This is a genomic window from Paenibacillus turicensis, from assembly GCF_017873435.1.
Taxonomy (GTDB): Bacteria; Bacillota; Bacilli; order Paenibacillales; family Paenibacillaceae; genus Fontibacillus; species Fontibacillus turicensis.
In genome coordinates, this window is sequence record NZ_JAGGKG010000008.1 from 86,444 (window position 1) to 109,725 (window position 23,282).

Genomic DNA, 23,282 nt, shown 5'->3' on the forward strand with positions numbered 1-23,282 from the left:
TACAGCGTCAAAGTAAAGCGTTGTTAAACAAAATTGACTTCGAGATATAAATTGAATACAATTTAATTAAGGGAAACACAATTAGCAAATAGGAGATGAGTGAGTCATGTCTATTTATGATATTCCAGTTACAACGATTAAGGGACAATCGGAAACACTTGCGAATTATAAGGGTAAAGTAATGTTAATTGTAAATACGGCAACAAAATGTGGGCTTGCACCTCAATTTAAGGGACTACAAAAGTTATATGACGATTACAAGGAGCAAGGCTTTGTTGTACTTGGGTTCCCATGCGGACAGTTTGCTAACCAAGAACCGGGGGATAATGATCAAGTCGCACAAGCTTGTGAGCTTAACTTTGGTGTTAACTTCCCGCTGTATGCCAAAATAGATGTAAATGGAAAAAATGCACATCCACTATTTCAACATCTTACAACAGAAGCACCAGGTTTATTGGGCTCCAAATCGATTAAATGGAATTTTACTAAATTCCTGATTGATCAAGAAGGCAAAGTTGTGAAGCGTTTTGCACCTAAAGATGATCCCAAAGAAGTAGATTCTTATATTCGTGAGTTACTTCAACAGTAAAAAGTGAGTTCAATTTTATAATCAAATAAAGTCATTATTACAGTTAAGAGGTGTTTTCCATATGGGAAATCATCTCTTTTTCTCTTTTTATAGAAATATAATACTATTTAACCTTTATTTACATTTACGCAGGTTTAGCCGATATATATGATTAAATTACAATTACATACAAGGAGGGTTCTATTTTGAATTTAAAAGTGAAAAAGACAAAAAAGTTAGATAAGTTAAATCAATCTAATAAGTTCATTAATTCTAAAAAGGTACATAGTAGAACAGGATTTAAAAGTAGAATGAACAATTTTAAAGTGAAGCTTATTTTTATTACGGTATTTATTTTATTAGTGCCATCTCTCGTTATAGGTTATTTAGCTGCTACTAGTGCCCAAGATGGGGTTGTCCAACAGCTTAAAGATAGTGCAAAACAATCGGTAGCTTCCGTTAATATTTTAATTGATCGTATGATTCAACCTAAAATCCATGATGTCGAGCATTTTGCTAACCAAGTTAAAGGTGAAGATGCCAGTGCTGAAAATGAGCGGGAATCGCTTTTGAATTCTTTTAAGCAATATATCGCATTACATCCTGAAGTAACTCAAATTTATTACGGGTCAAAAAAAGGGGAGTTTATTCAATATCCTGATAGTGAGTTACCTAGTGATTTTGATCCTAGAAAGCGAGAATGGTATCAGACTGCAATACAGGGCAACGGGAAAGCGATGATCAATCCTCCACATCTTTCGGTTGGCGGAAATGAGATGGTCGCCTCTGTTTCGATCGAAACGAAAGACGGGGCTGGTGTTATTGGGGTTGATCTTGATTTAGCAGAGTTTAAGCGTGAGGTTGAAACAGTACAGATTGGGAAACAAGGCTATTCTATTTTGTTAGATCAAAATAAAAAATATATTCTTCATCCTACGATTAAGGCGGGTCAAGTTGCCAAGGAGTTTTTTGCATTAAAAATGTTTGAGGGTGAGTCAGGAGAGTTTGATTATGAGATTGACGGAGATAACAAATACCTTCAGTATACAACCAATAAATTGTCAGGATGGAGGTTAGCAGGGACGCTTTATTATTCAGAAACGGATGAGATTACTAATTCGATTAATAGAACTACAGGCTTTACAGCATTGATCTGCCTTGTGCTTGGGGGAATCTTGATTACCTTTATGGTGAGATCAATTGTAAAACCAATTAAAACTCTTGTAAAGCAAGCCTCATATATTAGTGAAGGTGATTTAACGCAAGAGGTTCATATTCAGTCGGAGGATGAGATAGGTCAACTTGGTAAGGCATTTCAGGGCATGCAAACTAAGCTACATGATTTAATTCAGGAAGTAAGAACAAATGCGGAGCATGTTGCCTCTTCTTCCAATGAGTTAAAACTGAGTGCAGAGCAGACAAGCCGCGCGAGTGAGCAGGTATCTGTAGCTGTACAGGAAATCGCAGGTGGTGCGGAGAAGCAGACGGTAGGTTTAGAGCTGAATTCAAATGCACTTGCTGAAATTTCAAATGGAGTCACTTTAATTGCGGAGCGCTCTAGTGCTGTGGCGGATTTAGCGCGATTATCCTCCACTCAGGCAGAGGATGGTGGGAAATCACTTCGACAAGCAGGGGATCAGATGTATTCAATCTATCAATCTGTATCTGTTTCGAATGAAACACTACAAATTTTATATCAACGCTCTCAAGAAATTGGAGAAATTACAGGTGCAATTCGTAGTATTGCGAGCCAAACTAATCTATTAGCTCTAAATGCTGCTATTGAAGCTGCAAGAGCGGGGGAACATGGTAGTGGTTTTGCCGTGGTTGCGGATGAGGTGCGTAAGCTAGCTGAGCAATCTGAATTATCGGCGAAGCAGATTTCGGATTTGATTACTTTGGTTCAGCAGGATACCGATAGTGCGGTGAAAACGATGAACAAGGTGACGTCCGAAGTCGAGGAGGGATTAAATATATCTGGGGTTACACTACAAAAGCTAGAGGGCACGTTATCTGGCATTCAAGAAACAACACCACAGATTGAGGAAATTGCAGCTACAGCCGAAGAAATCTCGGCAAGTGTTCAGCAGATTACATCTACAGCAAATGAGCTAGCCTCGATTGCGGTTGGGAATGCCACGATTTGTGAGGAGGTCGCGGCTTCCGCGGAGGAGCAGCTTGCTTCGATGGAGGAAATATCAGCATCGGTACAGATGTTGTCTGAGATGGCGTCACAATTAAGGAAAACGATTGAGGTATTTAAAGTATAATTGTTATTTTTAATGATGAAAACGGTGTTTTGCTTACAAGCAGAGCATCGTTTTTTTAATTTAACTAATTATTCCTTGATATCCTTTATTTAACTTCACGAGTACATAGGCAGATATATATAATAAGACGATGTGCATTATAAACAAAAAGGGGAGACAATAATGACAAAAATAAAAAAGGAACAGAAAAGAAGGGAGTTTAAAACAAAGAATCACAAAAGAAAACGCCTAAATATTCGATTTAATGATTTTAAGGTGAAGATGGTTATGGTTACAGCGGCCATTCTTTTAATTCCATCGCTGACAATTGGTTTTTTAGCTTCTAACAGTGCAAAAACTGGAATTGAGACTCAGCTTAAACAGAGTACAAGTCAATCTGTTACTTCAATTAACGAGTTGATCAATACGATGATGAGGCCTAAGGTACACGATGCTGAGTATTTTGCTAAAGGAATAAACTATGAAAAAATAATGAATGAGCGCGAGGATGTATTAAAATCATTTAATGAATACTTAACACTGCATCCTGAGGTAAGCGAGATTTACTTTGCAACAAAAGAAGGGGAGTATATTAACTTTCCTATAAAGGAAATGCCTTCAGATTATGATCCAAGAACACGTCCTTGGTACGAGCCTGCAATAAATGCAAAAGGAAAGGCAGTAATTAATCAGCCTTATCTATCCATAGGAACAGAGCAAATGGTCACCTCAATCACGGCAGAGGCCGCGGATGGATCTGGTGTAATAGGAATAGATTTAGACTTATCTAACTTTAAGAGTCAAGTGGAAACAATTAAAATAGGTGAGGAAGGGTATGCAATACTTTTAGATAAAAATAAACATTACATATTGCATCCTACATTTGAGGCAGGTCGAGAAGTAAAAGAAGAGTTTAATTTAAAGATGTATGAAGCTGATAAAAATGCATATGATTTTCCATTTCAAGGAGAAGCAAAATATCTTCAATATACTACGAATGAACTGACAGGCTGGAAAATAGCAGGAACGTTGTATTATTCAGAAACAGATAGCATTATGAACACGATTACCTTTACAACGATGATGGCAGCGGGTATCTGCCTTGTGATCGGTGGCTTATTTATATTTTTCATGATCCGATCCATTGTGAAGCCTATTGCTTTACTTGTAAAGCAAGCGGGGTATGTAAGTGAAGGGGACTTAACGCAAGAAATTGTAGTGAAATCCGAAGATGAGATTGGTCAATTGGGCATGGCATTCCAAAGCATGCAAGGAAAGCTACGATTATTAATTCAGGATGTTAACACGAGTGCAGAGCATGTTGCCACATCTTCAGGGGAGCTTACAATGAGTGCGGAGCAGACAAGCCGTGCAAGTGAACAAGTATCTGAAGCGGTACAAGAAATTGCGAGTGGTGCAGAGAAGCAAACAATTGGCTTAGAGCAAAACTCCAATGCATTAGAGGAAATTGCAAATGGCGTCACTCTAATTGCGGAGCGTTCTAGCGCTGTTGCAGATTTGGCAAGATTATCATCGGCGCAAGCGGAGGAGGGCGGAAAATCTCTTCAGCAAGCTGGAGATCAGATGCAATCCATTTATGAATCGGTTGCGACTTCTAACGAAACGTTGCAAATCTTGTATAAACGTTCACAGGAAATTGGGGATATTACACAAGCTATTAGTGAAATTGCCAACCAGACCAATCTATTAGCCTTAAATGCGGCAATTGAAGCCGCGAGAGCGGGAGAGCATGGCAGTGGTTTTGCTGTGGTTGCGGATGAGGTGCGTAAGCTCGCAGAACAGTCAGCGTCATCTACGAAACAAATCTCAGCTTTAATTTCTTTGGTTCAGCATGATACAGGTAGCGCAGTCCAAATGATGAACAAGGTTACTGACGAGGTGCAAGAAGGCCTTACTATAACTGGCGTTACCACAGAAAAGCTAGAAGGGACTTTGGCTAACATCAAGGAAACCACCCCGCAAATTGAAGAAATTGCGGCTACGGCACAGCAAATCTCAGCAAGTGTCCAGCAAATTACATCTACAGCAAATGAGCTTGCTTCAATTGCAGTTGGGAATGCAGCTACATCTGAGGAGGTTGCGGCTTCTGCGGAGGAGCAGCTCGCTTCAATGGAGGAAATTTCAGCTTCGGCGCAAACGTTGTCCGACATGGCAGCACAATTGAAGAAAACGATTGGAGCGTTTAAGATTTAAAATTAAAAAAGGCTGTTCCACACGTCTAGGAATTGACCCTGTCTTTCAAACGGGATCAGTTCCTCAGACTGGGGAACAGCTTTTTTCATTTATTGTCCTTCGTGCAACTGGAGCTAACCAGTAAAATTGACGGGTGAGAAACAATCTATACTTAAGAAGTTATACGATTTTTTTACGTAACGTACCAGAAATATAATCAATCATCGTAATCATGACAATAATTCCGAGCAAAATGATCCCTACTCGATCCCAATTCCGCGCTGTAAGGGCGAAGCTTAATGGAGTTCCAATTCCACCAGCCCCTATGAGTCCAAGAATTGTGGCAGAGCGCACATTGATCTCAAAGCGATACAAGGTGTAGGAGAGAAATCCAGGTAAAACCTGTGGAATGACAGCGTACCATAAAATTTGCAGCTTACTTGCACCTGTAGACGTCAGTGCTTCAATCGGCCCACGATCAATATTTTCAATTTCATCTGCAAACAGCTTACCCATCATGCCAATCGAGTGCACGCCTAAGGCGAGTACACCAGCAAAGGAGGTAGGTCCGACTGTTTTTACAAATAAAATCGCCATAATAATTTCGGGAAACGTCCGGATGAAGCTAAGTAGCATTTTACCTGAGCCAGATATCGCTTTAGTTTTACTCATGTTGACTGCTGCCCAAAAGGCAAAAGGAATACATACAACCGCCGAAATAAAGGTACCTAGCACAGAGATAGCAAGTGTATCTAATAAGCCACGCAATAGATCCTCACCATCAGGTAAATAAACATAACCCCAGTCAGGCGATAAAATACCAGCAAAGATGGCCTTCGTAATTTTGCCCGCTGTTTCTTTAATCCCGCTAAATGAAATTCCAGCAAACGCCCAAATATAGATAATGGCAAGTGTGAGATACACTAGATAGCGATATGGATTTTTTTTAGGCTTCGGAATAAGCCCACTTTTAATATGATTCATAATAATTTCTCCCGTAGCTTCGCACTGATATAATCAATGATCAGCACAATGACTAATGTGAACACAATAATACTGCTTGTTTTATCGTATTCAAGGAACCCTAATGTCACTTCATAATAGTGTCCAATTCCACCTGCACCCACAAACCCTAAAATAGCGGCAGCGCGGACGTTAATTTCAAAGGTATATAGTACATAGGAAACAAAGTGTGCTTGAATTTGTGGAACAACCCCATACAAGATCAATTGTAGTTTATTTGCACCTACGGCTGTCATTGCTTCAAGTGGACCTGCATCAATCGTCTCTAGTGCCTCATAAGTTAACTTCGCAATCAGGCCTAATGAAAATACAGCGAGCGCAAAAATACCTGGTAATGCCCCAAGTCCAAAAATAGCAACAAAAATAGCCGCAAGCAGTAAATCAGGAATCGTACGAATGAGGTTCAGCATGAAACGGATCGGATAATAAATATATTTGCGTGTGACAACATTACTTGCACTTAGCAAAGCAACAGGAATCGCCATGATTGCTCCTAAGGTTGTTCCGACTACTGCCATTCGTAATGTGTCTAACATCGCGCTAGAAATACGGACAAAATAACCCCAATTTGGTGGAACCATTTGTTTGAGCAAATCGAACATGTTTGGTAAGCCTAACCATAACTCACTAAAGGAAACCTTCGTTTGAATGCCACTGCCCCATAACAAAACAACGAGGAGGGCAAAGGTAAAGTAGTGCTTTGTTCTGCTTGGGCGAGTAGGGCGGATCGGGCTAGGATTTGGGCTAAGATTAGGATCAGAGTTAGAGTTATAGTTATCGCTGGATCTAGTGCGAAAGGAATCAGCCTGCATCTCTGTTGGTGAACTCATACCACCACCTGTTCCTTCTCTTGCTCTTGCCTGTGCTCTTGCAGCAATTCATCCTTCTGGATCGGACGACCATAGATTTCTGCAAATACTTCATCAGTCGCCTCATGAACAGGGCCATCAAATACGACCTCACCCGCACGGAGTCCTATAATACGTGTAGCATATTCTCGAGCTAAATCTATAAAATGCAGGTTGATAACCGTCGTAATGCCAAGCTCACGGTTTACAGCTTTGAGATCATCCATAACTTGCTTCGTTGTTAACGGATCAAGTGATGCCACAGGCTCATCAGCAAGGATTACTTTTGCTTCTTGAGCAAGCACACGTGCAATCGCTACACGCTGCTGTTGTCCACCAGAGAGCTGATCTGCACGAATATACGCTTTTTCTGGAATGTTGACACGTTCTAAGGCTTCAAATGCTAACTCGATATCCTGCTTCGGAAAGTTGCCAATCAAGGTACGTAATGTTGAATGGTGACCTACCCTGCCTGCCAGCACATTACGCAAAACCGTACTCCGCTTCACAAGGTTAAAGCCTTGAAAAATCATGCCAATATCTCTACGAAGTAAGCGTAAATCACGACCCGACGCCTTCGTAATCGACTTGCCATCTATTAGAATATCCCCTTCGGAAATATCATGAAGGCGATTAATGGAGCGAAGCAGGGTGGATTTCCCTGCTCCGGATAGCCCAACGACAGCAATGAATTCACCTTGCTTTAGGGTTAAATTAATGTTGTTTAACCCTTTGGTTCCATTTGAATATAGCTTTGTTACGTTTTTTAACTCTATCATTGCTTAGGCTCCTTTTTGTTGCTAGAACAGCTTAACAAGCTTACAGTATACAGACTCAAGCTGCTTTTAGTTCAACTCACTTATTCGGTTTTTACCTTTTTCCCGTATTCACGCACAATATCAAACACTTTATCATCGGATTTCACATAACCTTCGTGGGAATAAATTTCTTTAATGATTTTGTGCCCTTCTTCATTTTTCCCAATGTTGATGAAGGCTTCTTGGATTTTAGTCTTCCAATCTGCGTTCATGTCGCTACGTACAGAAACCGTGTCATTTGGAATTGGCTCTGTAAATGCAAGTACACGTGTATCTTCAAATACAGTTGGGTAGTCCTTCTTAACGACGTTACGAGCATCTTGGAAAATGGCTGCTGCATCTACGTCCCCATTGAGTACAGCAATGACACCTTGGTCATGTCCTTTGACAGTCAGTGCTTGAATGTCCTTTAAAGGATCGATTCCCGCATCCATTAGCTTGGCAGCCGGCCATACAAACCCAGCAGAAGAGGTTACATTTTGGTAGGCAATTTTTTTGCCCTTTAAGTCCTCAATCGTTTTGATTGGAGAGTCTTTTTTCACAATAATCATCGATTTATAAAAGTCCACAAGATCCGTTGTTGGCGCGCCTGTTGTATCGTCTACACCATAACGTTGTGCTTGTAAAATAACGTCTGCTGCCCCTTTTTCTTTAGCTAGCACATAAGCTGTTGGTGGTAAGAAACCTACGTCCACCTTTTTTGAAGCCATCGCTTCAATGATCGTATTGTAGTCTGTAGATACACTCACACTAACTGGAATACCTAGCTCGTCGGACAACAATTTTTCTAGTGGTTTTGCTTTTGCCTCAAGTGTATCGGCATTTTGAGAAGGTACAAATTGCACAGTTAATGTCTTCTCAGGTGTATACCCTGTATCTGTGGTACTGGTGTTGGTACTCGCTGCTGGCTTTGAACCTGAATTGTTTTTTGATGCATCACTTGCACTTCCTGAGTTACATCCACTCACCACAGCAGCGGTGATAAGTAAAGGGGCAATAAATTTCATTATTTTTTTCAAAGCAAAATGACCTCCACAAATATAATAGTGTTTTAACATTTCTAACTATAGGCTTGTTGTATTTGCGGAATGTAAGCAGAATGAAAAACTTTTGTAAAAATTTGAAATACCCATGAAAAATACAAAGGAACCTGCTAGAATAGGGCTCACATCGGTATAAAAATTTAACCAAGTCTAATGTGGGTGAAAGCAAATAGATAAATAATTTAAAATGTATAAAGGATAAGGGTGAACTGCGGTGGAGAAGGAGAAAGAAATGGAAATGGAAGCGAACAAGGAAATAGCATCCTGTAAATTGCTGATTACGAGTGATATTCATGGGCATATTTTCCCCACAGATTATTGTGGAGATGAGGATTTGAACCTAGGTTTAGCAAAGGTAGCTACGTTAATTAAACAGCAAAGGGCATTGAACCCTGACTTGTTACTAATAGATAATGGTGACTTGATTCAAGGTACGCCTTTATCTACGTATGCTTTGAAGCATACAGCGGGCACTCATCCTGCGATTTTGGCACTTAATGAACTAGGCTATGACGCAGCGGTATTTGGCAATCATGAATTTAATTATGGTTTGGATACGTTGCAGGGAATTGTACAGGATAGTGAATTTCCATGGCTTGCTGCCAATATTGTGTGGGAGGATGAGGGACAAACTATAGGCAGAGGTGCTGAATTCAGCGAGCTTACTGGTGCTAGCTTCTTGGGCAAACCTTATATTGTTAAAACATTAGATTCAGGCGTGAAGGTAGCCATTCTTGGTATTACTACGCATTACATCCCCAATTGGGAACGCCCTGAGCATATCGAAGGATTACAATTTAAGGATGCTTTGACACAAACAAAGGCATGGGTGGCACATATTCGTGCTGAGGTTGAGCCTGATTTGCTAGTAGTATGTTATCATGGCGGTTTTGAGCGTGATTTATCTTCTGGAGTAGAGACGGAGCGCTTAACAGGAGAGAATCAAGGGGTTGCCATGTGTACGGAAATTGAAGGCATTGATGTTTTAGTAACAGGGCATCAGCATCGTTATATAGCTAGTGAAGTTGGCGGTGTCACTGTCATTCAACCAGGTTGTAAAGGGCAAGCTTTAGGTGAAGTTAACATTACGTTTACAAAAGATGAAGCAGGTATGTGGAAAATAACAGATAAGCATGCTGAATTGAAAATGATAGATGAAAATGTTAGGGCGGATGAGCAGATTATTGCGCTCACCAAAGCGGTAGAAGATCAGACACAAGTGTGGCTTGATCAACCGATTGGACAAGTCAATGGAGATATGACGATTACATCGGCATTTGCCTGTCGTTTAAAGGATCACCCTTTTATGGAGTTTGTAAATAAGGTGCAAATGGAGATAGCGGGTGTAAACGTATCGAATGCGGCTTTATTGAATCAAGATTCAATTGGCTTTAATGCAAACATTACGCTACGCGATGTGCTTACCAATTTCATGTATCCTAACACGTTGACAGTGCTTAGATTACGGGGACAAGATATTAAGGATGCACTAGAGCAGACGGCAAATTACTTTATCCTTAATGCAGAGGGACAACCTGAGGTAAATCCAAGCTATATCGAACCTAAGCCTACTCACTATAACTATGACATGTGGGAAGGAATTACGTACGAATTGGACATTCGGAAACCACTTGGTGGACGAGTTACCGTGCTACAGTATCAAGGACATGATTTAACCATGGAACAAGAAATAGATGTCGTCATGAATAGCTATCGTGCAGGAGGGGGCGGGGACTATGACATGTACCGCAATCGCCTTGCGGTTAAAGAAATTATGGTGGATATGTCAGAACTAATCGCAGACTATATCGTGCAGCGTGAAACGATTGAGGCTACTTGTGACAGGAATTGGCGGGTGGTGTGGTAGGAAGGTAAAATTAAGTATATACCAGAAATAACATATAGAATGGAGAAAAAATGATTGAGGTAAATTTTAGGTTTTATTTAATTGTCTTCATATTATTATATTGTGCGCAACGTATTTTAACCTTACTGATTGTAGAAGACGATAGGACTTTAAGAGATACACCTACCCAAAAAAGATACATGCTTTTTACGATTGTTTTTATTATTCTTTTATTAGGAATGTATTGGCTTAACTGGATCTTAAATATACGAGTTTTTGAACTGGTATTTGCACTATTGTTGCCACTCCATGGCGTGTATACTTCAATCTTAGAATATAAATATATTAGAGAGACGAAGCAACATATCGTATCCATTTACTTGCTACTACCAGAATTACTGATTTCAGCCTTTTTAATAGCTTATTATTTTATTTACAACTAACTAGCTAGATCCTAAAAACTAAATCAATGTTTGTTGTTTGTTTTTTTAACCTGAGTGTTTTCTTTGCTCAAATTACCAGATACTAAGCTTATAATTATGAAAACAACCCCAACTACCAGGAATAGAGGGACAAGTTCATTCGTACTTAATTGAATATTTATACCCTCTACTCCGCTCACCGTTGTACCATGAATGGCGTTGCCTCCTATTATAATGCCCTGAGAGATGTAAGCAGAAAAACGTTCAAAACAATACATAAATCCACCCATGATCGAAATTACTATTCCACCCCAAAACAATGATTTTCGCATAAGTCCTCCTACAATTAAATTATTATAACTAATATATTCTTAATATCACCATAATTATCCTTTGTTGGATGGAAAGTCTCGATTGTATTATAGTTAATATATTCCACTGATATTTATATTTAGGAGTGAATGTATGCATAAGGTTTTGAAATTAAGTATTGTTAGTTTGTTTAACGCGTTTATACTCTATCTTTTTTTCTTACCTATGGGGAATTATTATCGTCTTGAAAGAATCACAGGCTGGACGGGAGGGGAGATTACTCTTCTTTCTAATGCGTTTTGCTTCATATTAATTATAATCTCGTCTACTACGTTATACTTCCTTGTAAAGAAATACCTCAAGCAGGGAGTTTATAAATATTGGCTTACCCTATCTTGGATTCCATTTTACATTGGCTTGCTCTGGCTTAATGTGTGGCTAATTCCGATTACAGAGGCAGGGGAAAGACCTGCACCAGTAACAGGATTACTAATGTTGTTTGCTTGGATCCTTTATCCCTTTTACCTTTTATTAATTACAGTAGTAGCGGATACCTCCGTAAAAGAGGGATACAGTTAAGTCATAGTAAATTCGTAATGGTCAAATGAAAAGGCATGAGTCAGTAGGATAGTAACTCATGCCTATAGCGTGCTAGTTCTTTTTCCTTTTAATGCATCACATAACACATATGCTCTTAATTAAAGTGAGCATCACCAAGCTTCTCAACAGCATCTTTCATCAGGGAGATCAGAAGCTCTGGATCAGTGGATTTTCCTCCAGACGCTTAGTTGATGTGAGTTATATTATGTTTTCTTTTCCTGAGTAATCTCCATCCATACCCTAACCATAGGATAAAAACAACGCCTAAGACAAGCAAAGACTTCGTTATATAAGTATCATAATCCTCGTTGTATTGAACACCGTCAAGCTTCTCTTCCGCGTGTTTCATAAGAGAGAGCTGTAAGTCAGGATTATTGGACTTCCCACCAGCATTAACTCGAAAACCGTTGGTTTGTCCCGGTTTATTTATCCCCATCTTAACCGTAAAAGTGATATCAATTCCCAACTCTTTACTTATATTCAGAAGAGGTTTAGAAAACAGTCCATAAGGAAAAGCAAGCACATAGTTTTGTACACCTAGCTTCTGTTGTAGCATATCATTTGCCTGCTTAAGGTCGTTAGTAATACGTAGCTCGTATTCTGCTTCTGTTTCTTTCCGATTCTTATCCTTTAGGTACATTGGACCCGCAAGCATTGAGTTTTTTTTAGAGCCTGAAGCATTAGATTTTGCATACTCGTGAGAATCATAGGTATGACTGAAGAAATCAAACCCATTTTCATGCATGATCTGAACTTGCTCCCAGGTTAATTTCTTCATACCAATATGCTTTGGATTATCAAGTGTATTGACAATAAGGAAGCTAGAGGCAGGAGCCTGATACTTCTGGAGGAGTGGATAAGCATATTTATAAAATGATTCATAACCGTCATCGAAAGTAAGCAGTACCGCATTGTCAGGGACAGATGCCCCATGCAATATGAAATCTCTGTATTGACTCATGGAAATCCAGTGAAAGTTATTAGCTTGCATAAGCTCTAATTGCTTTTCAAAATTAGCGACAGATAATGTCGTAGAGTCCTCGGGTGTAGGACTAATATTGTGATACATCAACACTAGGACACGATTTTTATAGTAAATCCCGTTGGGATTGTTTGCTTCGGGTTTTAAACCATCATATGGCGATGTAGCCGTCCATTTCTTAATAATAGGAATTTTATGTTGGTATCGTTGAATTACGAAATAACCACATACAACTGTAGTTATCACTAAAAGGGCAGATAATAAAATGAATTTGCTATTTTTAAACATGCTGTCGCCTCACTACATAAGATAATATTAAAACTGTAAAATATGAACATATGTAATGATTGTACTATATATTGGAATAGTTAACACCTATCATGTTATATAAATAGTTGCTTTCACTTCCACCAAATGAACTACTAAGGTAAGTGAGTAGAATCGCATTAAGTAAAGACAAGAAGCTAAGTGTAAGACTAAAATCATTTAATTTGTTATTACTCTTAACGGCAATACCTAAACAAAGAAATAAGAGGCAGATTGCAGTAACAAAAAAACTGAGTATTCCCATTAAAACCTCCTAAAGTAAGTAATTTTGTTGGTTGTTTATTCAGTTACATTTAACTCAAATACCTTATAAATACGATCATCTATTTTTGCAAAAAGTTTATTTTCATCAAGTTGATATATTTCTGTCCCGATCGCTAATTCATTTGCTATTATTTCCTCATTAGAATACTCATGATCAGGTGGAAATTTGTTATTTAAAATCTTTGTTGTAACTCTACTGACTTTTGGGAAGTCATAAAATTGAATCTGCGCAGTGCCTTCCATTCCTATATATACTTGTTGTTTGTAAATTAAAATAGAAGGTTCGGAGGTTTCAACGTCACTGTTACATCCTGAAATGGTTATCATTGAGCAGATAAGAATGAAATACATCATCGTTTTTTGCATTGTATGACTCCTTGGCTTAGAAAATTTCATTGCAGTAATTGAGCAGTATCTTTATTTATCCAGTATATCGCTTAGTTTATCTAAGTTATGATCTTTAAGAAACTGTAAACTCGTTTCCTCAAGTACCTTTAATGCTTCCGTCCACACAGGATCAGATGCTTGGAGTGCATATTCATCTTTTGCATATTGATCTTTAAAATGGCCAAGTTCGTTAAATAATTTTGTTTTATGAAATAAAGCATTAATTAATTGCGAATTATATTGACGGAAAGTAGTAATAATATATCGGTTCTCATTACTAATGGGTTGGGAAGGATCAATTTTACTATCAAAATATGCACTGATTGTGGTTAGGGACTTTCTTAAACTACTAGGTGTATATTCATCAATATAACCCATCTCATAACTTAATGTTTCAAGCCTAGGGAGGATTGATTGGATATTTTCACTCCGATAAGTTAGTGCAAAGGCTTCTGTTTTAGATCCATCATAGCCATAATTTTTGGTGAATTTATTATCAATCAGGATAGTGCGAAAAAGGACTTCACTTTGTATTAGATCTTCTCTAATGCTATTGAAATCTTGTCTTAATTGTTGGGAAATATAGTTTTTGTAATGTGTTTTTGATTGGTGTTCATAATAAACATATGCTAGTAAACAAATGATGGTAATACCTGCGATGAGGGTAATGTAATGTTTATAAATGAGCTGTTTCAATGTAATCCCCCTTGTTAGGAAAGCATTAATTCCATTTAGGAAAGCTAACCTTCCTCTAAAGTAACTTTTAACTCATTTTGTTCAAATCTTTTTTTAATAACCACAGTCCACACCAAGCTTTGACTTGCTTGTAAAACTGTTGCTTCTTTCCTGACTCCATTTTTAAATTCAACTTTTTTATATACTTTTTAGTTTAACTCAGGGTTGTTTACTCATTTCCAACACATCACCCATCAGATTTTTAAACTTTTCATTTCCTACATAATCCTTATTTTGTAGACTAATTTCAAAAATAGCCATAATACATTTTAGTTTAATATCCTTACTATTGATCTTAATCGCAGATTCTAGACTGTCTATAATATAACGAACGCCTGTATCTAAATGCCCTTTATTTAAATAATAAATGCCCAATTCTCTTAGAAGGTTGGAGTATCTTTCTAAAGTGACTTGATTAGAGATTGTTGATATTTTGGTTTGCTGAGGTTTAAAGGATAGATGTTCTTTGAAGCGTTCAATAATGTTATCTACGTCTAGTTTGAACTTATTAGCAACTATGATAATATGATATATTCCTAAAAATTTCTCATGTTCCAGTGTACTGATGTATTCTACATAGTCAGGTAATACTTCAATTTTTCCATCCCTTAACTGATATAATAAGCGATTAGCCTCTGCCCATTCCTGAAATAGTTCAATAATTTTTAATTCTTCGGAAGTAGGGCTATTCACCCATTCAGTATTGGTATACATATCAATATATTTTAATCCTTCTTTATATTGTTGAAATTCAAATTGAACGTGAGCTAATTCCAAATATGCATACAAGATATAAAATATTATTGGTCTATTGTTTTTTAAATTGACGCTACCTTCACCAAATAGCGTATATTGTTTAGATGACTTTTCTAATAAGGTTTGGGCATACTGCTTTACGTTTGTCCATCTTGAAAGAGATATATTTATATTTATTAACTTATGAATTGCTTCCAATTGATACCCTTCCTCTAACCGTTCCACATAAGGCTCAAATTGAGTAACAAGCAATAAGTTGTTTTCCATATCATCATTTAACTTCAACGTAAACAATCTATATTGGCATAAAGCCAGTCTCTCTGAATGTTGATTCCGTTCAGTTTCTGCAATTCCTTGATAGAGTTTGATCGCTGCTTCCTTTTTTCCTTGAATAAAAAAATGCTCCGCCATATCAAATAGCAGAGGGATATAATTTAGATTTTCCAATGAAAGCTGTAATATTTGCTCAATTTCGTCGAGCTTGTTTAACTCAGCACATCTTAATAGTAACGGTCGCAGCCTTCGCCAATCCATGGTTCCTTGTTCGAAATTCTCAGTAATATATAAACTATAAAAGTGACCTTGTTCTAACCCCATACCTGCTGTAACTTGATCTAGTTGTTTAACTGAAATTGATCGCTTACCATTAATAATGTTGCTAAGTGCACCTACATTCATTTGAATGGAATCCGCAAACTTATTCATAGTTAACTGATGATTGTGTAAAAAATGCTGAATAAAAGAAGGAATCGATGATATAGAATTCAAGGGAACCACCTCTATTACTATAAATGCTATAAATAAATTTTTAATTTTTAGAAATAAGGAAAAAGAGGATTATTTATTTGAACTAACATGTTTGTTTAAGCTTAAAGCGTTGTCGGTTATATTGGTTAATGAGTTCATCGAGCACCATAGATTGTTGAATGACTTCGGGGTGAATGAGCGAACCACATTCTACTTCGATGTCATATAATTGTTGCCTAGCTTGTTCTATTTTATATTTTAGAAAATCGCAAGAATCCATATATAACACCTCCCTTTATGTAATATTTTAGGATATATTGGCATAAAGTGGGTTAAATACAGAAATGCAATAGGATAAAATAATTAAGACTTTCTGCTTACCTCTAGTACTTCATTCATGAGGTTTTTAAAGGTTGGAGTAGCCGTATATTTTTCATGCTGTAGGCTAATTTCAAAGATAGCCGTAATGCACTTTAATTTTGTGTTTTTATTGTTAATTTTGATTGCTGATTCTAGGCTTTGAATAACGTACTGGATACCTATATCCAATTGACCTTTGTTTAAATAATAAATACCTAATTCTCGTAAAATGTTGGAGTATCGTTCTATTGCAACTTGCTCCATTATTTTAGAAATTTGATTTACTTGCTTTTTAAATGATAATTCTAATTGGAAAGTTGAAAGAATATCATCTATATTTAGATTATATTTATTTGCTGCTATGATAATATAATACATTCCGATGAACTGTTCGTTTTCTCTTGGATTTATATATTCTACATATTTAGATAAGACCTCAACATGCCCTGCCATGAGTTGATATAACAGTCGATTCGCGTTAGCCCATTCTTGGAATTGTTGTAATATTACTTTTTCCTCAATGTTCGGCTCAGATACCCAGTCTACATCAGTATACATTTTTATGTAATTCAAAGCCTGATCATATTCCTCCAATTGAAAATAAGCATCGCCTAATGATAAATAGGAATACAAAATATAAAAAACTAATGGTCTACTATTGTTTTTATTTTCGTTAGTTTTGCGGAATAGCCTATACTGTGTAGTCGCTTTCTCTAATAACTTTTTTGCATTGTCTTTTAATGCTTTCCATCTAGAGAGTGAACCGTTCGTGTTTATTAAATAATGAAAGGCTTCTAACTGATAAGTTTCCTCTAGTCTCTCTGCATAAGGCTCGAACCGAGTAACAAGCAATAAATTGTTTTCCTGATCGTCATTTAAACGTAGCACAAATAATCTATATTGACATAAAGCTAATCGCTCTGAATGTTGATTTTTTTCACTTTCAGCAATACCTTCATAAAGCAAAATTGCAGCATCATTTTTTCCCTCGTTAAAAAAAAGCTCTGCTATATCAAATAGCAAAGGAATGTAGGTAAGATTATCAAGTGTGAGCTGTACAATGCGGTGTATATCCTCCAACCTATGTAAGTTAGCACATCTTTTTAAGAGTGGTTTTATCTTTCGCCAATCCATAACTGCTTGATCAAAAATTGCAGTAATATAGAAACTATAAAAGTAACTTTCTTCTAACCCCATACCTGCTGTAATTTGGTCTAGTTGCTTTAACGAAATTGAGCGCTTCCCACTTATTATATTGCTAAGTGCGCCTACGTTCATTCCAATGGAGTCTGCAAATTTATTCATGGATAAGTGGTTATTTTCTAAAAAATGTTGAATCAAGGTTGGAATAGACGATACGGAATCCAAGGACAACACCTCTATATATTATAATTACTAAGAATTAATTAGCTTATTAGGCATCATAGATTATTGGATGACTTTTGGATGAATGACGTGGATGTCATGTAATTATTGTCTAACGTATTCTATATAACCCCACCTTTTTATGTAATATTTTAAAATAAAATTTCATAAAGTAGGTTAATATGGAAAAATTATGGAGAAAGTAATTATGACTTTTTACTTATCTCTAGTAAATCACTCATAAGGTTTTTAAAATTTGGATTAGTCGTATACTCTTCATGCTGTAGACTAATTTTAAAGATTGCGGTGAGACATTTTATTTTTGTGTTGTTATTGTTAATCTTAATGGCATATTCAAGACTATCTATGATGTAGCGTATACCTGTATCCAATTGACCGTTGTTAAGATAATAGATCGCTAATTGCCTGGAAAAATCAGCATTCTGATTAGAAGTTACTTGCTGATTTGTTTTGCTAAAGAGTGTTTCATAATTTTTAATTTGTAAATAATCAGAAAATCTGTTTAATATATTATCTATATTAATTTTATACTCATTAGCAACTATTATTATAGTGTAAATTCCCATAGATATTTCATTTTCGTTAGTAGTCATGTAGTTTATATATTCAGGCATTACATCAATTTGTCCAGCCATTAATTGATATACGTAACGATTCCCTACTGCCCAGCTCTCAAATTGTTCTATAATATGCTTATCTTCCTCATCTGGACTAGTGACCCAAGTAGCATCAGCATACATTTGAACATATTCAAGTGCTTTAGAATGTTGCTTTAAATGAAAGTAAGCATCCCCAAGTTCCAGATAAGCATACAGTATATAAAATATTAAGGGATTATTGGTTTTTCTATCACTATTATTACTGCCAAACATATTATACTGTTTTAAAGCTTTGTTTAATAATTTGTGTGCATTAAGTTCAACTTTATCCCACTTGCACAAAGAGATGTTTATATTTAACAATTTATTAATTGCATCCAATTGATAATCCTCATTTAGTCTCTCTACATAAGTCTCAAACTGAGTTGCAAGTATCAAATTGTGTTCCTGATCGTCATTAAGTTGCAGGCAAAACATTCTATATTGACATAGGGCTAATCGCTCTGAATGCTGACTTCGTTCACTTTCAGCAATGCCTTTATAAAGCAAAATTGCAGCATCATTTTTTCCCTCGTTAAAAAAAAGCTCTGCTATATCAAATAGCAAAGGAATGTAGGTAAGATTATCAAGTGTGAGCTGTACAATGCGGTGTATTTCCTCTAACCTATGTAAGTCAGCACATCTTTTTAAGAGTGGTTTTATTTTTCGCCAATCCATAATTTCTTGGTCAAAAATTTCAGTAATATAGAAACTATAGAAGTAACCTTCATCTAACCCCATACCTGCTGTAATCTGGTCTAGCTGCTTTACTGAAATTGAGCGCTTCCCACTTATAATATTGCTAAGTGCGCCTACGTTCATTCCAATGGAGTCTGCAAATTTATTCATGGATAGGTGGTTTTGTTTAAGAAAGTCTAGTACTAGTGTGTGAATGGTAGGTATAGAGTTCAAGAGTTACACCTCTCTTAAATCTATTCTTATTATTAATAATGTTTTCTATTATATAATATTTTAATAGTTATTATCATATAAATGCAGCCGTTTTTTATTGCAATTAATCCAGAAAAGAGATTTAAACAGCTTCAACTATAAATCAGCCCGAACTATTATATGGAATGAATTCCGTATTAGTTCGGGCTATTACATTAAGGAAAGTATAATTATATGCATATAATACATACAAATTAAAACAATATTTTCAATTGTTTATTTGCTTCCGCCACTTCCTCCTCCATGCGAAAAGAGAATGTTAATAATGTTTGATTGATTCGTTGTGTCTCTAACCTCAGTCTTTTCAGTGAAATTAAGCGAATTAATTAACAAGAAGGAAGAAGCACCAACAATAAAAATAGTCTTAGCCCAATTTCTTCTCATATAATTCTAACACCTCTTTTATTAGTAATTGGTATCTGTCTTGTGCTCGAGTGGATGCTTGATGCCGGTATTGCTCATATAACCCCATAGCTTGTACCATAGCACTTTCATTATTAATTTTAATAGCTGATGCTAAACTTTCTATAAGGAAATTAATACCTTCTGCTATTTTTTGATTTCTGAAATAGTAGATAGCTAGTTGCTTTGTGAAGTCGGGATATTGACTTAGCGTAACTTGTTCGCTTATTCTGCCAAAGGCGTTTTCCTGTTTCTTAAAATGTAGGTAATTTGAAAACCGCTCGAGTATATCATCAATATTAATTTTATAATGATTAGCAGCAGTTATTACTGTATATAACCCTATAAAGATATCATTTTCTCTAACAGCAATATATTCAACATATTGTGGTAATATATCTATTTGACCAGCCATTATCTGATACATATAGCGGTTAGCAATAGCCCAGCTCTCAAATTGCTTTAAAATTATCTTATCTTCCTTATCCGGATTATCTATCCAATTAGCTTCAGCATACATTTCAACGTATTCAAGTGCCTTGGAATATTGTCCTAGATGAAAATAAACATCACCAAATTCTAAGTAAGCATATAGTATATAAAATATTAAGGGGTTAATGGTTTTCCTTTTACGATTATTGTTGCCAAAAAGCTTGTACTGTTTTAAAGCTTTATTTAATAACTTCTGGGCATTCTGCTCAACTCTGTCCCATCTTCTCAAAGAAATATTTATATTCAACAACTCATTTATCGCATCCAACTGATAATCCTCATCTAATCGCTCCACAAAAGGCTCGAAGTATGTGGCTACAAGCAAGTTGTTTTCCTGATCGTCATTCAACCTTAATAAAAATAAGCGATATTGGCACAATGCCAAGCGTTCTGAATGTTGGGTTCGTTCGCTTTCTGCGATGTTTTCGTAGAGGAGAATCGCTGCTTCTTTTTTGCCCTCTTCAAAAAACTGCTCTGCTAAATCAAAAAGCAATGGGATGTAGTTTAAGTTGTCCAACGTGTAGCGCAAAATGAACTCCACATCTTCTAATCGATTTAACTCTGCACAACGGCGCAAAAGGGGACCAAGCCGCCTCCAGTCAGGGCTTTCCTGATCAAAGCATTCCTGAATATACAAATCGTAATAGTGGCCTTCCTCTAAGTCCATTCCTGCTGTAATACGGTCTAGTTGCTGAACTGCAATCGGGCGATTGCCACTTAATATATTACAAATGGTTCCCGCATTAATTCCAACTACATCTGAAAATTTATTAATCGATATCTCATTTTCATCTATATATTGTTGTAGGTATGTTCGAATGGTAGGCATCACAGCCAAGAGAAGCACCTCTTTTACATTTAATCCATAAAATAGCAACTTATAATACTATATTATGGATCATAATTACATTCGTCAACATTTCCTATCTTTGGTATTACTCATGTAGATCGTGTAGAGTGTGTAAAACCTCCATATATTCCTTTTTACTTATTTGATAATTGGGATAATAATCTGCTGAGCCTTGAAATAAAGCACCTGCGATACAAGCGATCATGCAGTCACCCCAGTTTGTATATTTACTTTGTAAGGTCTTAGCCGCAGCAATCACGTTGGACTGAAACTCACTCTTTGATAAGAAACCTAATATATTTCCAAAATACTGAAGTCCAATATACGTGATGTAATCATAGGCTAAAATACCTGAGCTACTTAATATATTTTGATATTGCAAAATAATTCGTAGCTTCTCCTGCTCCTGTTCTCCAAGATCAGCCTTTTCTATATAACTAATTCGTTGTGCATAAGGAAAGGTAACAAGCTTGGCCGAGTATTGCTCATATTCTGCTCGATAACCTTGGTCTAATAGCCAAGAGGATTGGAGGGAAAAGGAGGAGAAATCCTCAATATCCCATTTATATAGCCAGTTCAATAGAGTTTCCCTATCAAATAGCTCTAATTCGTCCCACCGACGCATACCATCACGATATACCCCTTCAGCTAAATACCAAATATCAGATAAATATTGGATGAAATGCTCGGTATCATATTGCTCGATTGTCATACATGCCCCTCTTTATATAGTGATTATTTATTTACTAAAAAATATATACAAGAACACGATCAACATCACAATGGCTACAAATTGCATAAATCGATCATAGTTTCTATAAAACTGTACTGTTTTATGTTCTTTGATTAGCTCAAACTGGAATAATAGCTCATTGATTTTAAACAAATGTCCATTTGGAGCATCTGGCATGGCTCGTTGAAGTGCAAGAAGCTGCTTTCGTGCTAACTTCTCTTGCTTCATATAAATAAAGCATTCTGCTAGTTTTATTTTCGCATCCATATTTTGAGGCCAATACATTTTGATATGGAGATATACGCCTGCGGCTTCTGTGTAGTTGTTATTGCTAAAAAGTAGGTTCGCCTTATACATATATCCGTCTATTTGCTTGGGGGAAATCTCGATTAGCTTTTCTGCTAAGGCAAGAGCCTGCTCACTATGTTTATACTGAAGCTCACATTCTAGTAATAAGCGAATAACGTCTTGATCCTGATCATAAATAGCATAGGCTTGCTTCAAAAAATAACGCGCTTCTATTAATGATTGTTTTTGTAGCGCTCGATAACCTTGATCCCTTAATTGTACAAAGTCTGCACCTTGCTGTCCGTTAAGAGTTAATAAGCCATCGTAGCTTAAGGCAGGTTCGTTAAGCTGTGACAAGTAATAGTCCTGAAATTCAGGGAAATGCTCATGGATATAAGCGCCATGCTTGCGTTCCTCACTCCAAAACGCCTTGAACTCAAATAACTCTTCAATAGTGTGCCATACCTGCTGGGGTAAATAGCGATGTTGATCCAACACTTCAATTAGGTTTATGATAAGCGCTGTGCGATGCTGTAAATCCCAGCATATATCGCTATCAAAGAGCGTACGCCATTTTTCAAGCTGAAGACGGGATGGAAAATCGTTATAAAGCTCAACAAGCTGCTTTTTAAAGTTAGATAGGAGGAGGTCAGCTCGCCCTGACGACGTTATTAATGGTGAAGCTACAGCTTCGTTCTCTTGATTGCTGTACTGCGGAGGTTCATGCCCATCATCCTGTAGCCACAGGCGAGGTGGCGTTGTGATCGGGTCTTCCTCTTGTTCATCTCGATCAAAACTATCCCGATCATCTATACCCTTAGCATTATTCAGAATATCCGTATCCTGAAGGTCCTCCTCTTCCTGAGGCTCAGAAAAAGGAGGCGAATATACCGCTTGTGTCTTAATCTCCGTCATAATTTGCTCATAGGCTTGGCGTAATTGCTGGTAGCCCTCAGGATCTTCTTCTGGATGATACCGCTTTAGCTGCTGGGCATATGCACGCCGAATCGCCTTGGCATCGTGGGTCGGTTCAAGCTGAAGTCGTTTCCAAGGTGACATCGA

The 23,282-nt window shown here is 37.0% G+C and carries 23 protein-coding genes; 6 read left to right on the forward strand and 17 right to left on the reverse strand.

All coding sequences use genetic code 11. The features are described from left to right. The first annotated feature begins 106 nt into the window (after positions 1 to 106). The 3 genes from J2Z32_RS09995 (at position 107) to J2Z32_RS10005 (ending at position 5,031) form a co-directional block, all read left to right on the forward strand. The gene (locus tag J2Z32_RS09995) at positions 107 to 589 is read left to right on the forward strand and encodes a glutathione peroxidase (protein WP_210089021.1); all 483 of its coding nucleotides are present in this window, start codon (positions 107 to 109) and stop codon (positions 587 to 589) included. A 185-nt stretch (positions 590 to 774) separates the two neighbouring features. Further along, positions 775 to 2,838 carry a methyl-accepting chemotaxis protein gene (locus J2Z32_RS10000; RefSeq protein WP_245251362.1) on the forward strand — a complete coding sequence of 688 codons (2,064 nt, stop codon included), beginning with the start codon at positions 775 to 777 and terminating at the stop codon, positions 2,836 to 2,838. Positions 2,839 to 3,000: 162 nt separating this feature from the next. Further along, the gene (locus J2Z32_RS10005; RefSeq protein ID WP_210089022.1) at positions 3,001 to 5,031 is read left to right on the forward strand and encodes a methyl-accepting chemotaxis protein; all 2,031 of its coding nucleotides are present in this window, start codon (positions 3,001 to 3,003) and stop codon (positions 5,029 to 5,031) included. A 159-nt stretch (positions 5,032 to 5,190) separates the two neighbouring features. Here J2Z32_RS10005 and phnE (J2Z32_RS10010) read toward each other — a convergent pair whose 3' ends face one another. The 4 genes from phnE (J2Z32_RS10010) to J2Z32_RS10025 all read right to left on the reverse strand — a co-directional run bounded on the left by phnE (J2Z32_RS10010) (position 5,191) and on the right by J2Z32_RS10025 (position 8,718). Continuing rightward, positions 5,191 to 5,994, reverse strand: coding sequence for a phosphonate ABC transporter, permease protein PhnE (phnE, locus tag J2Z32_RS10010; RefSeq protein ID WP_210089023.1), 804 nt, complete (start codon positions 5,992 to 5,994; stop codon positions 5,191 to 5,193). Beyond that, positions 5,991 to 6,845 (reverse strand): phosphonate ABC transporter, permease protein PhnE, encoded by an 855-nt coding sequence (gene phnE, locus J2Z32_RS10015; protein ID WP_210089113.1) that lies wholly within the window; start codon positions 6,843 to 6,845, stop codon positions 5,991 to 5,993. The genes phnE (J2Z32_RS10010) and phnE (J2Z32_RS10015) overlap by 4 nt, the downstream gene beginning before the upstream one ends. Positions 6,846 to 6,859: 14 nt before the next feature. Further along, positions 6,860 to 7,660, reverse strand: a complete 801-nt coding sequence (phnC, locus tag J2Z32_RS10020) for a phosphonate ABC transporter ATP-binding protein (protein ID WP_210089024.1) — start codon at positions 7,658 to 7,660, stop codon at positions 6,860 to 6,862. Positions 7,661 to 7,740: 80 nt separating this feature from the next. After that, entirely contained in the window at positions 7,741 to 8,718 is a 978-nt protein-coding gene (locus J2Z32_RS10025; RefSeq protein ID WP_245251364.1) for a phosphate/phosphite/phosphonate ABC transporter substrate-binding protein, read from the reverse strand. A 256-nt stretch (positions 8,719 to 8,974) separates the two neighbouring features. Between J2Z32_RS10025 and J2Z32_RS10030 the strand changes: the two genes are divergently transcribed. Continuing rightward, on the forward strand, positions 8,975 to 10,609 hold the full coding sequence (locus tag J2Z32_RS10030; protein WP_425342995.1) for a bifunctional metallophosphatase/5'-nucleotidase: 1,635 nt from the start codon (positions 8,975 to 8,977) through the stop codon (positions 10,607 to 10,609). A 50-nt stretch (positions 10,610 to 10,659) separates the two neighbouring features. Next, positions 10,660 to 11,031 carry a hypothetical protein gene (locus tag J2Z32_RS10035; protein WP_210089025.1) on the forward strand — a complete coding sequence of 124 codons (372 nt, stop codon included), beginning with the start codon at positions 10,660 to 10,662 and terminating at the stop codon, positions 11,029 to 11,031. A gap of 23 nt (positions 11,032 to 11,054) precedes the next feature. Here J2Z32_RS10035 and J2Z32_RS10040 read toward each other — a convergent pair whose 3' ends face one another. Next, on the reverse strand, positions 11,055 to 11,342 hold the full coding sequence (locus tag J2Z32_RS10040) for a hypothetical protein (protein WP_210089026.1): 288 nt from the start codon (positions 11,340 to 11,342) through the stop codon (positions 11,055 to 11,057). 133 nt (positions 11,343 to 11,475) lie between these two features. Between J2Z32_RS10040 and J2Z32_RS10045 the strand changes: the two genes are divergently transcribed. Continuing rightward, a complete protein-coding gene (locus tag J2Z32_RS10045; protein ID WP_210089027.1) occupies positions 11,476 to 11,901 on the forward strand; it encodes a hypothetical protein in 426 nt (141 codons plus the stop codon). A gap of 205 nt (positions 11,902 to 12,106) precedes the next feature. On the opposite strand, the gene J2Z32_RS10050 is transcribed toward J2Z32_RS10045, so the two are convergent. The 12 genes from J2Z32_RS10050 to J2Z32_RS10105 form a co-directional block, all read right to left on the reverse strand. Next, positions 12,107 to 13,192, reverse strand: a complete 1,086-nt coding sequence (locus J2Z32_RS10050) for a polysaccharide deacetylase family protein (protein ID WP_210089028.1) — start codon at positions 13,190 to 13,192, stop codon at positions 12,107 to 12,109. A 64-nt stretch (positions 13,193 to 13,256) separates the two neighbouring features. After that, positions 13,257 to 13,475 (reverse strand): hypothetical protein, encoded by a 219-nt coding sequence (locus tag J2Z32_RS10055; RefSeq protein WP_210089029.1) that lies wholly within the window; start codon positions 13,473 to 13,475, stop codon positions 13,257 to 13,259. Positions 13,476 to 13,510: 35 nt separating this feature from the next. Beyond that, positions 13,511 to 13,861: a hypothetical protein gene (locus J2Z32_RS10060; RefSeq protein ID WP_210089030.1), complete on the reverse strand. Its 351-nt coding sequence runs from the start codon at positions 13,859 to 13,861 to the stop codon at positions 13,511 to 13,513. 51 nt (positions 13,862 to 13,912) lie between these two features. Continuing rightward, positions 13,913 to 14,578, reverse strand: a complete 666-nt coding sequence (locus J2Z32_RS10065; RefSeq protein ID WP_210089031.1) for a hypothetical protein — start codon at positions 14,576 to 14,578, stop codon at positions 13,913 to 13,915. Positions 14,579 to 14,776: 198 nt separating this feature from the next. Next, entirely contained in the window at positions 14,777 to 16,051 is a 1,275-nt protein-coding gene (locus tag J2Z32_RS10070; protein WP_210089032.1) for a transcriptional regulator, read from the reverse strand. A 172-nt stretch (positions 16,052 to 16,223) separates the two neighbouring features. Further along, positions 16,224 to 16,400: an aspartyl-phosphate phosphatase Spo0E family protein gene (locus J2Z32_RS10075; protein ID WP_210089033.1), complete on the reverse strand. Its 177-nt coding sequence runs from the start codon at positions 16,398 to 16,400 to the stop codon at positions 16,224 to 16,226. A gap of 83 nt (positions 16,401 to 16,483) precedes the next feature. Next, entirely contained in the window at positions 16,484 to 17,857 is a 1,374-nt protein-coding gene (locus J2Z32_RS10080) for a helix-turn-helix domain-containing protein (RefSeq protein WP_342453944.1), read from the reverse strand. Positions 17,858 to 18,051: 194 nt separating this feature from the next. Beyond that, positions 18,052 to 19,416: a helix-turn-helix transcriptional regulator gene (locus J2Z32_RS10085; RefSeq protein WP_280921124.1), complete on the reverse strand. Its 1,365-nt coding sequence runs from the start codon at positions 19,414 to 19,416 to the stop codon at positions 18,052 to 18,054. A gap of 255 nt (positions 19,417 to 19,671) precedes the next feature. Next, positions 19,672 to 19,839: a hypothetical protein gene (locus J2Z32_RS10090; protein WP_210089036.1), complete on the reverse strand. Its 168-nt coding sequence runs from the start codon at positions 19,837 to 19,839 to the stop codon at positions 19,672 to 19,674. Further along, entirely contained in the window at positions 19,820 to 21,178 is a 1,359-nt protein-coding gene (locus J2Z32_RS10095; protein WP_245251369.1) for a transcriptional regulator, read from the reverse strand. The genes J2Z32_RS10090 and J2Z32_RS10095 overlap by 20 nt, the downstream gene beginning before the upstream one ends. A 106-nt stretch (positions 21,179 to 21,284) precedes the next feature. Beyond that, positions 21,285 to 21,911, reverse strand: coding sequence for a DUF1266 domain-containing protein (locus J2Z32_RS10100; protein ID WP_210089038.1), 627 nt, complete (start codon positions 21,909 to 21,911; stop codon positions 21,285 to 21,287). Between the two features lie 27 nt (positions 21,912 to 21,938). Then, the gene (locus J2Z32_RS10105; RefSeq protein ID WP_210089039.1) at positions 21,939 to 23,279 is read right to left on the reverse strand and encodes a J domain-containing protein; all 1,341 of its coding nucleotides are present in this window, start codon (positions 23,277 to 23,279) and stop codon (positions 21,939 to 21,941) included. Between the last annotated feature and the right edge of the window lie 3 nt (positions 23,280 to 23,282).

What these genes read in the sequence shown, in the direction of transcription:
- J2Z32_RS10045 (WP_210089027.1), top strand. Translation starts at nt 11,476, where the DNA reads ATGCATAAGGTTTTGAAATTAAGTATTGTTAGTTTGTTTAACGCGTTT.
- J2Z32_RS10075 (WP_210089033.1), bottom strand. Translation starts at nt 16,400, where the DNA reads ATGGATTCTTGCGATTTTCTAAAATATAAAATAGAACAAGCTAGGCAA.
- J2Z32_RS10090 (WP_210089036.1), bottom strand. Translation starts at nt 19,839, where the DNA reads ATGAGAAGAAATTGGGCTAAGACTATTTTTATTGTTGGTGCTTCTTCC.
- J2Z32_RS10105 (WP_210089039.1), bottom strand. Translation starts at nt 23,279, where the DNA reads ATGTCACCTTGGAAACGACTTCAGCTTGAACCGACCCACGATGCCAAG.
- J2Z32_RS10095 (WP_245251369.1), bottom strand. Translation starts at nt 21,178, where the DNA reads ATGCCTACCATTCGAACATACCTACAACAATATATAGATGAAAATGAG.
- J2Z32_RS10030 (WP_425342995.1), top strand. Translation starts at nt 8,975, where the DNA reads ATGGAAATGGAAGCGAACAAGGAAATAGCATCCTGTAAATTGCTGATT.
- J2Z32_RS09995 (WP_210089021.1), top strand. Translation starts at nt 107, where the DNA reads ATGTCTATTTATGATATTCCAGTTACAACGATTAAGGGACAATCGGAA.
- J2Z32_RS10100 (WP_210089038.1), bottom strand. Translation starts at nt 21,911, where the DNA reads ATGACAATCGAGCAATATGATACCGAGCATTTCATCCAATATTTATCT.
- J2Z32_RS10060 (WP_210089030.1), bottom strand. Translation starts at nt 13,861, where the DNA reads ATGCAAAAAACGATGATGTATTTCATTCTTATCTGCTCAATGATAACC.
- J2Z32_RS10055 (WP_210089029.1), bottom strand. Translation starts at nt 13,475, where the DNA reads ATGGGAATACTCAGTTTTTTTGTTACTGCAATCTGCCTCTTATTTCTT.
- J2Z32_RS10035 (WP_210089025.1), top strand. Translation starts at nt 10,660, where the DNA reads ATGATTGAGGTAAATTTTAGGTTTTATTTAATTGTCTTCATATTATTA.
- J2Z32_RS10050 (WP_210089028.1), bottom strand. Translation starts at nt 13,192, where the DNA reads ATGTTTAAAAATAGCAAATTCATTTTATTATCTGCCCTTTTAGTGATA.
- phnC (WP_210089024.1), bottom strand. Translation starts at nt 7,660, where the DNA reads ATGATAGAGTTAAAAAACGTAACAAAGCTATATTCAAATGGAACCAAA.
- J2Z32_RS10005 (WP_210089022.1), top strand. Translation starts at nt 3,001, where the DNA reads ATGACAAAAATAAAAAAGGAACAGAAAAGAAGGGAGTTTAAAACAAAG.
- J2Z32_RS10040 (WP_210089026.1), bottom strand. Translation starts at nt 11,342, where the DNA reads ATGCGAAAATCATTGTTTTGGGGTGGAATAGTAATTTCGATCATGGGT.
- phnE (WP_210089023.1), bottom strand. Translation starts at nt 5,994, where the DNA reads ATGAATCATATTAAAAGTGGGCTTATTCCGAAGCCTAAAAAAAATCCA.
- phnE (WP_210089113.1), bottom strand. Translation starts at nt 6,845, where the DNA reads ATGCAGGCTGATTCCTTTCGCACTAGATCCAGCGATAACTATAACTCT.
- J2Z32_RS10070 (WP_210089032.1), bottom strand. Translation starts at nt 16,051, where the DNA reads ATGAATGTAGGTGCACTTAGCAACATTATTAATGGTAAGCGATCAATT.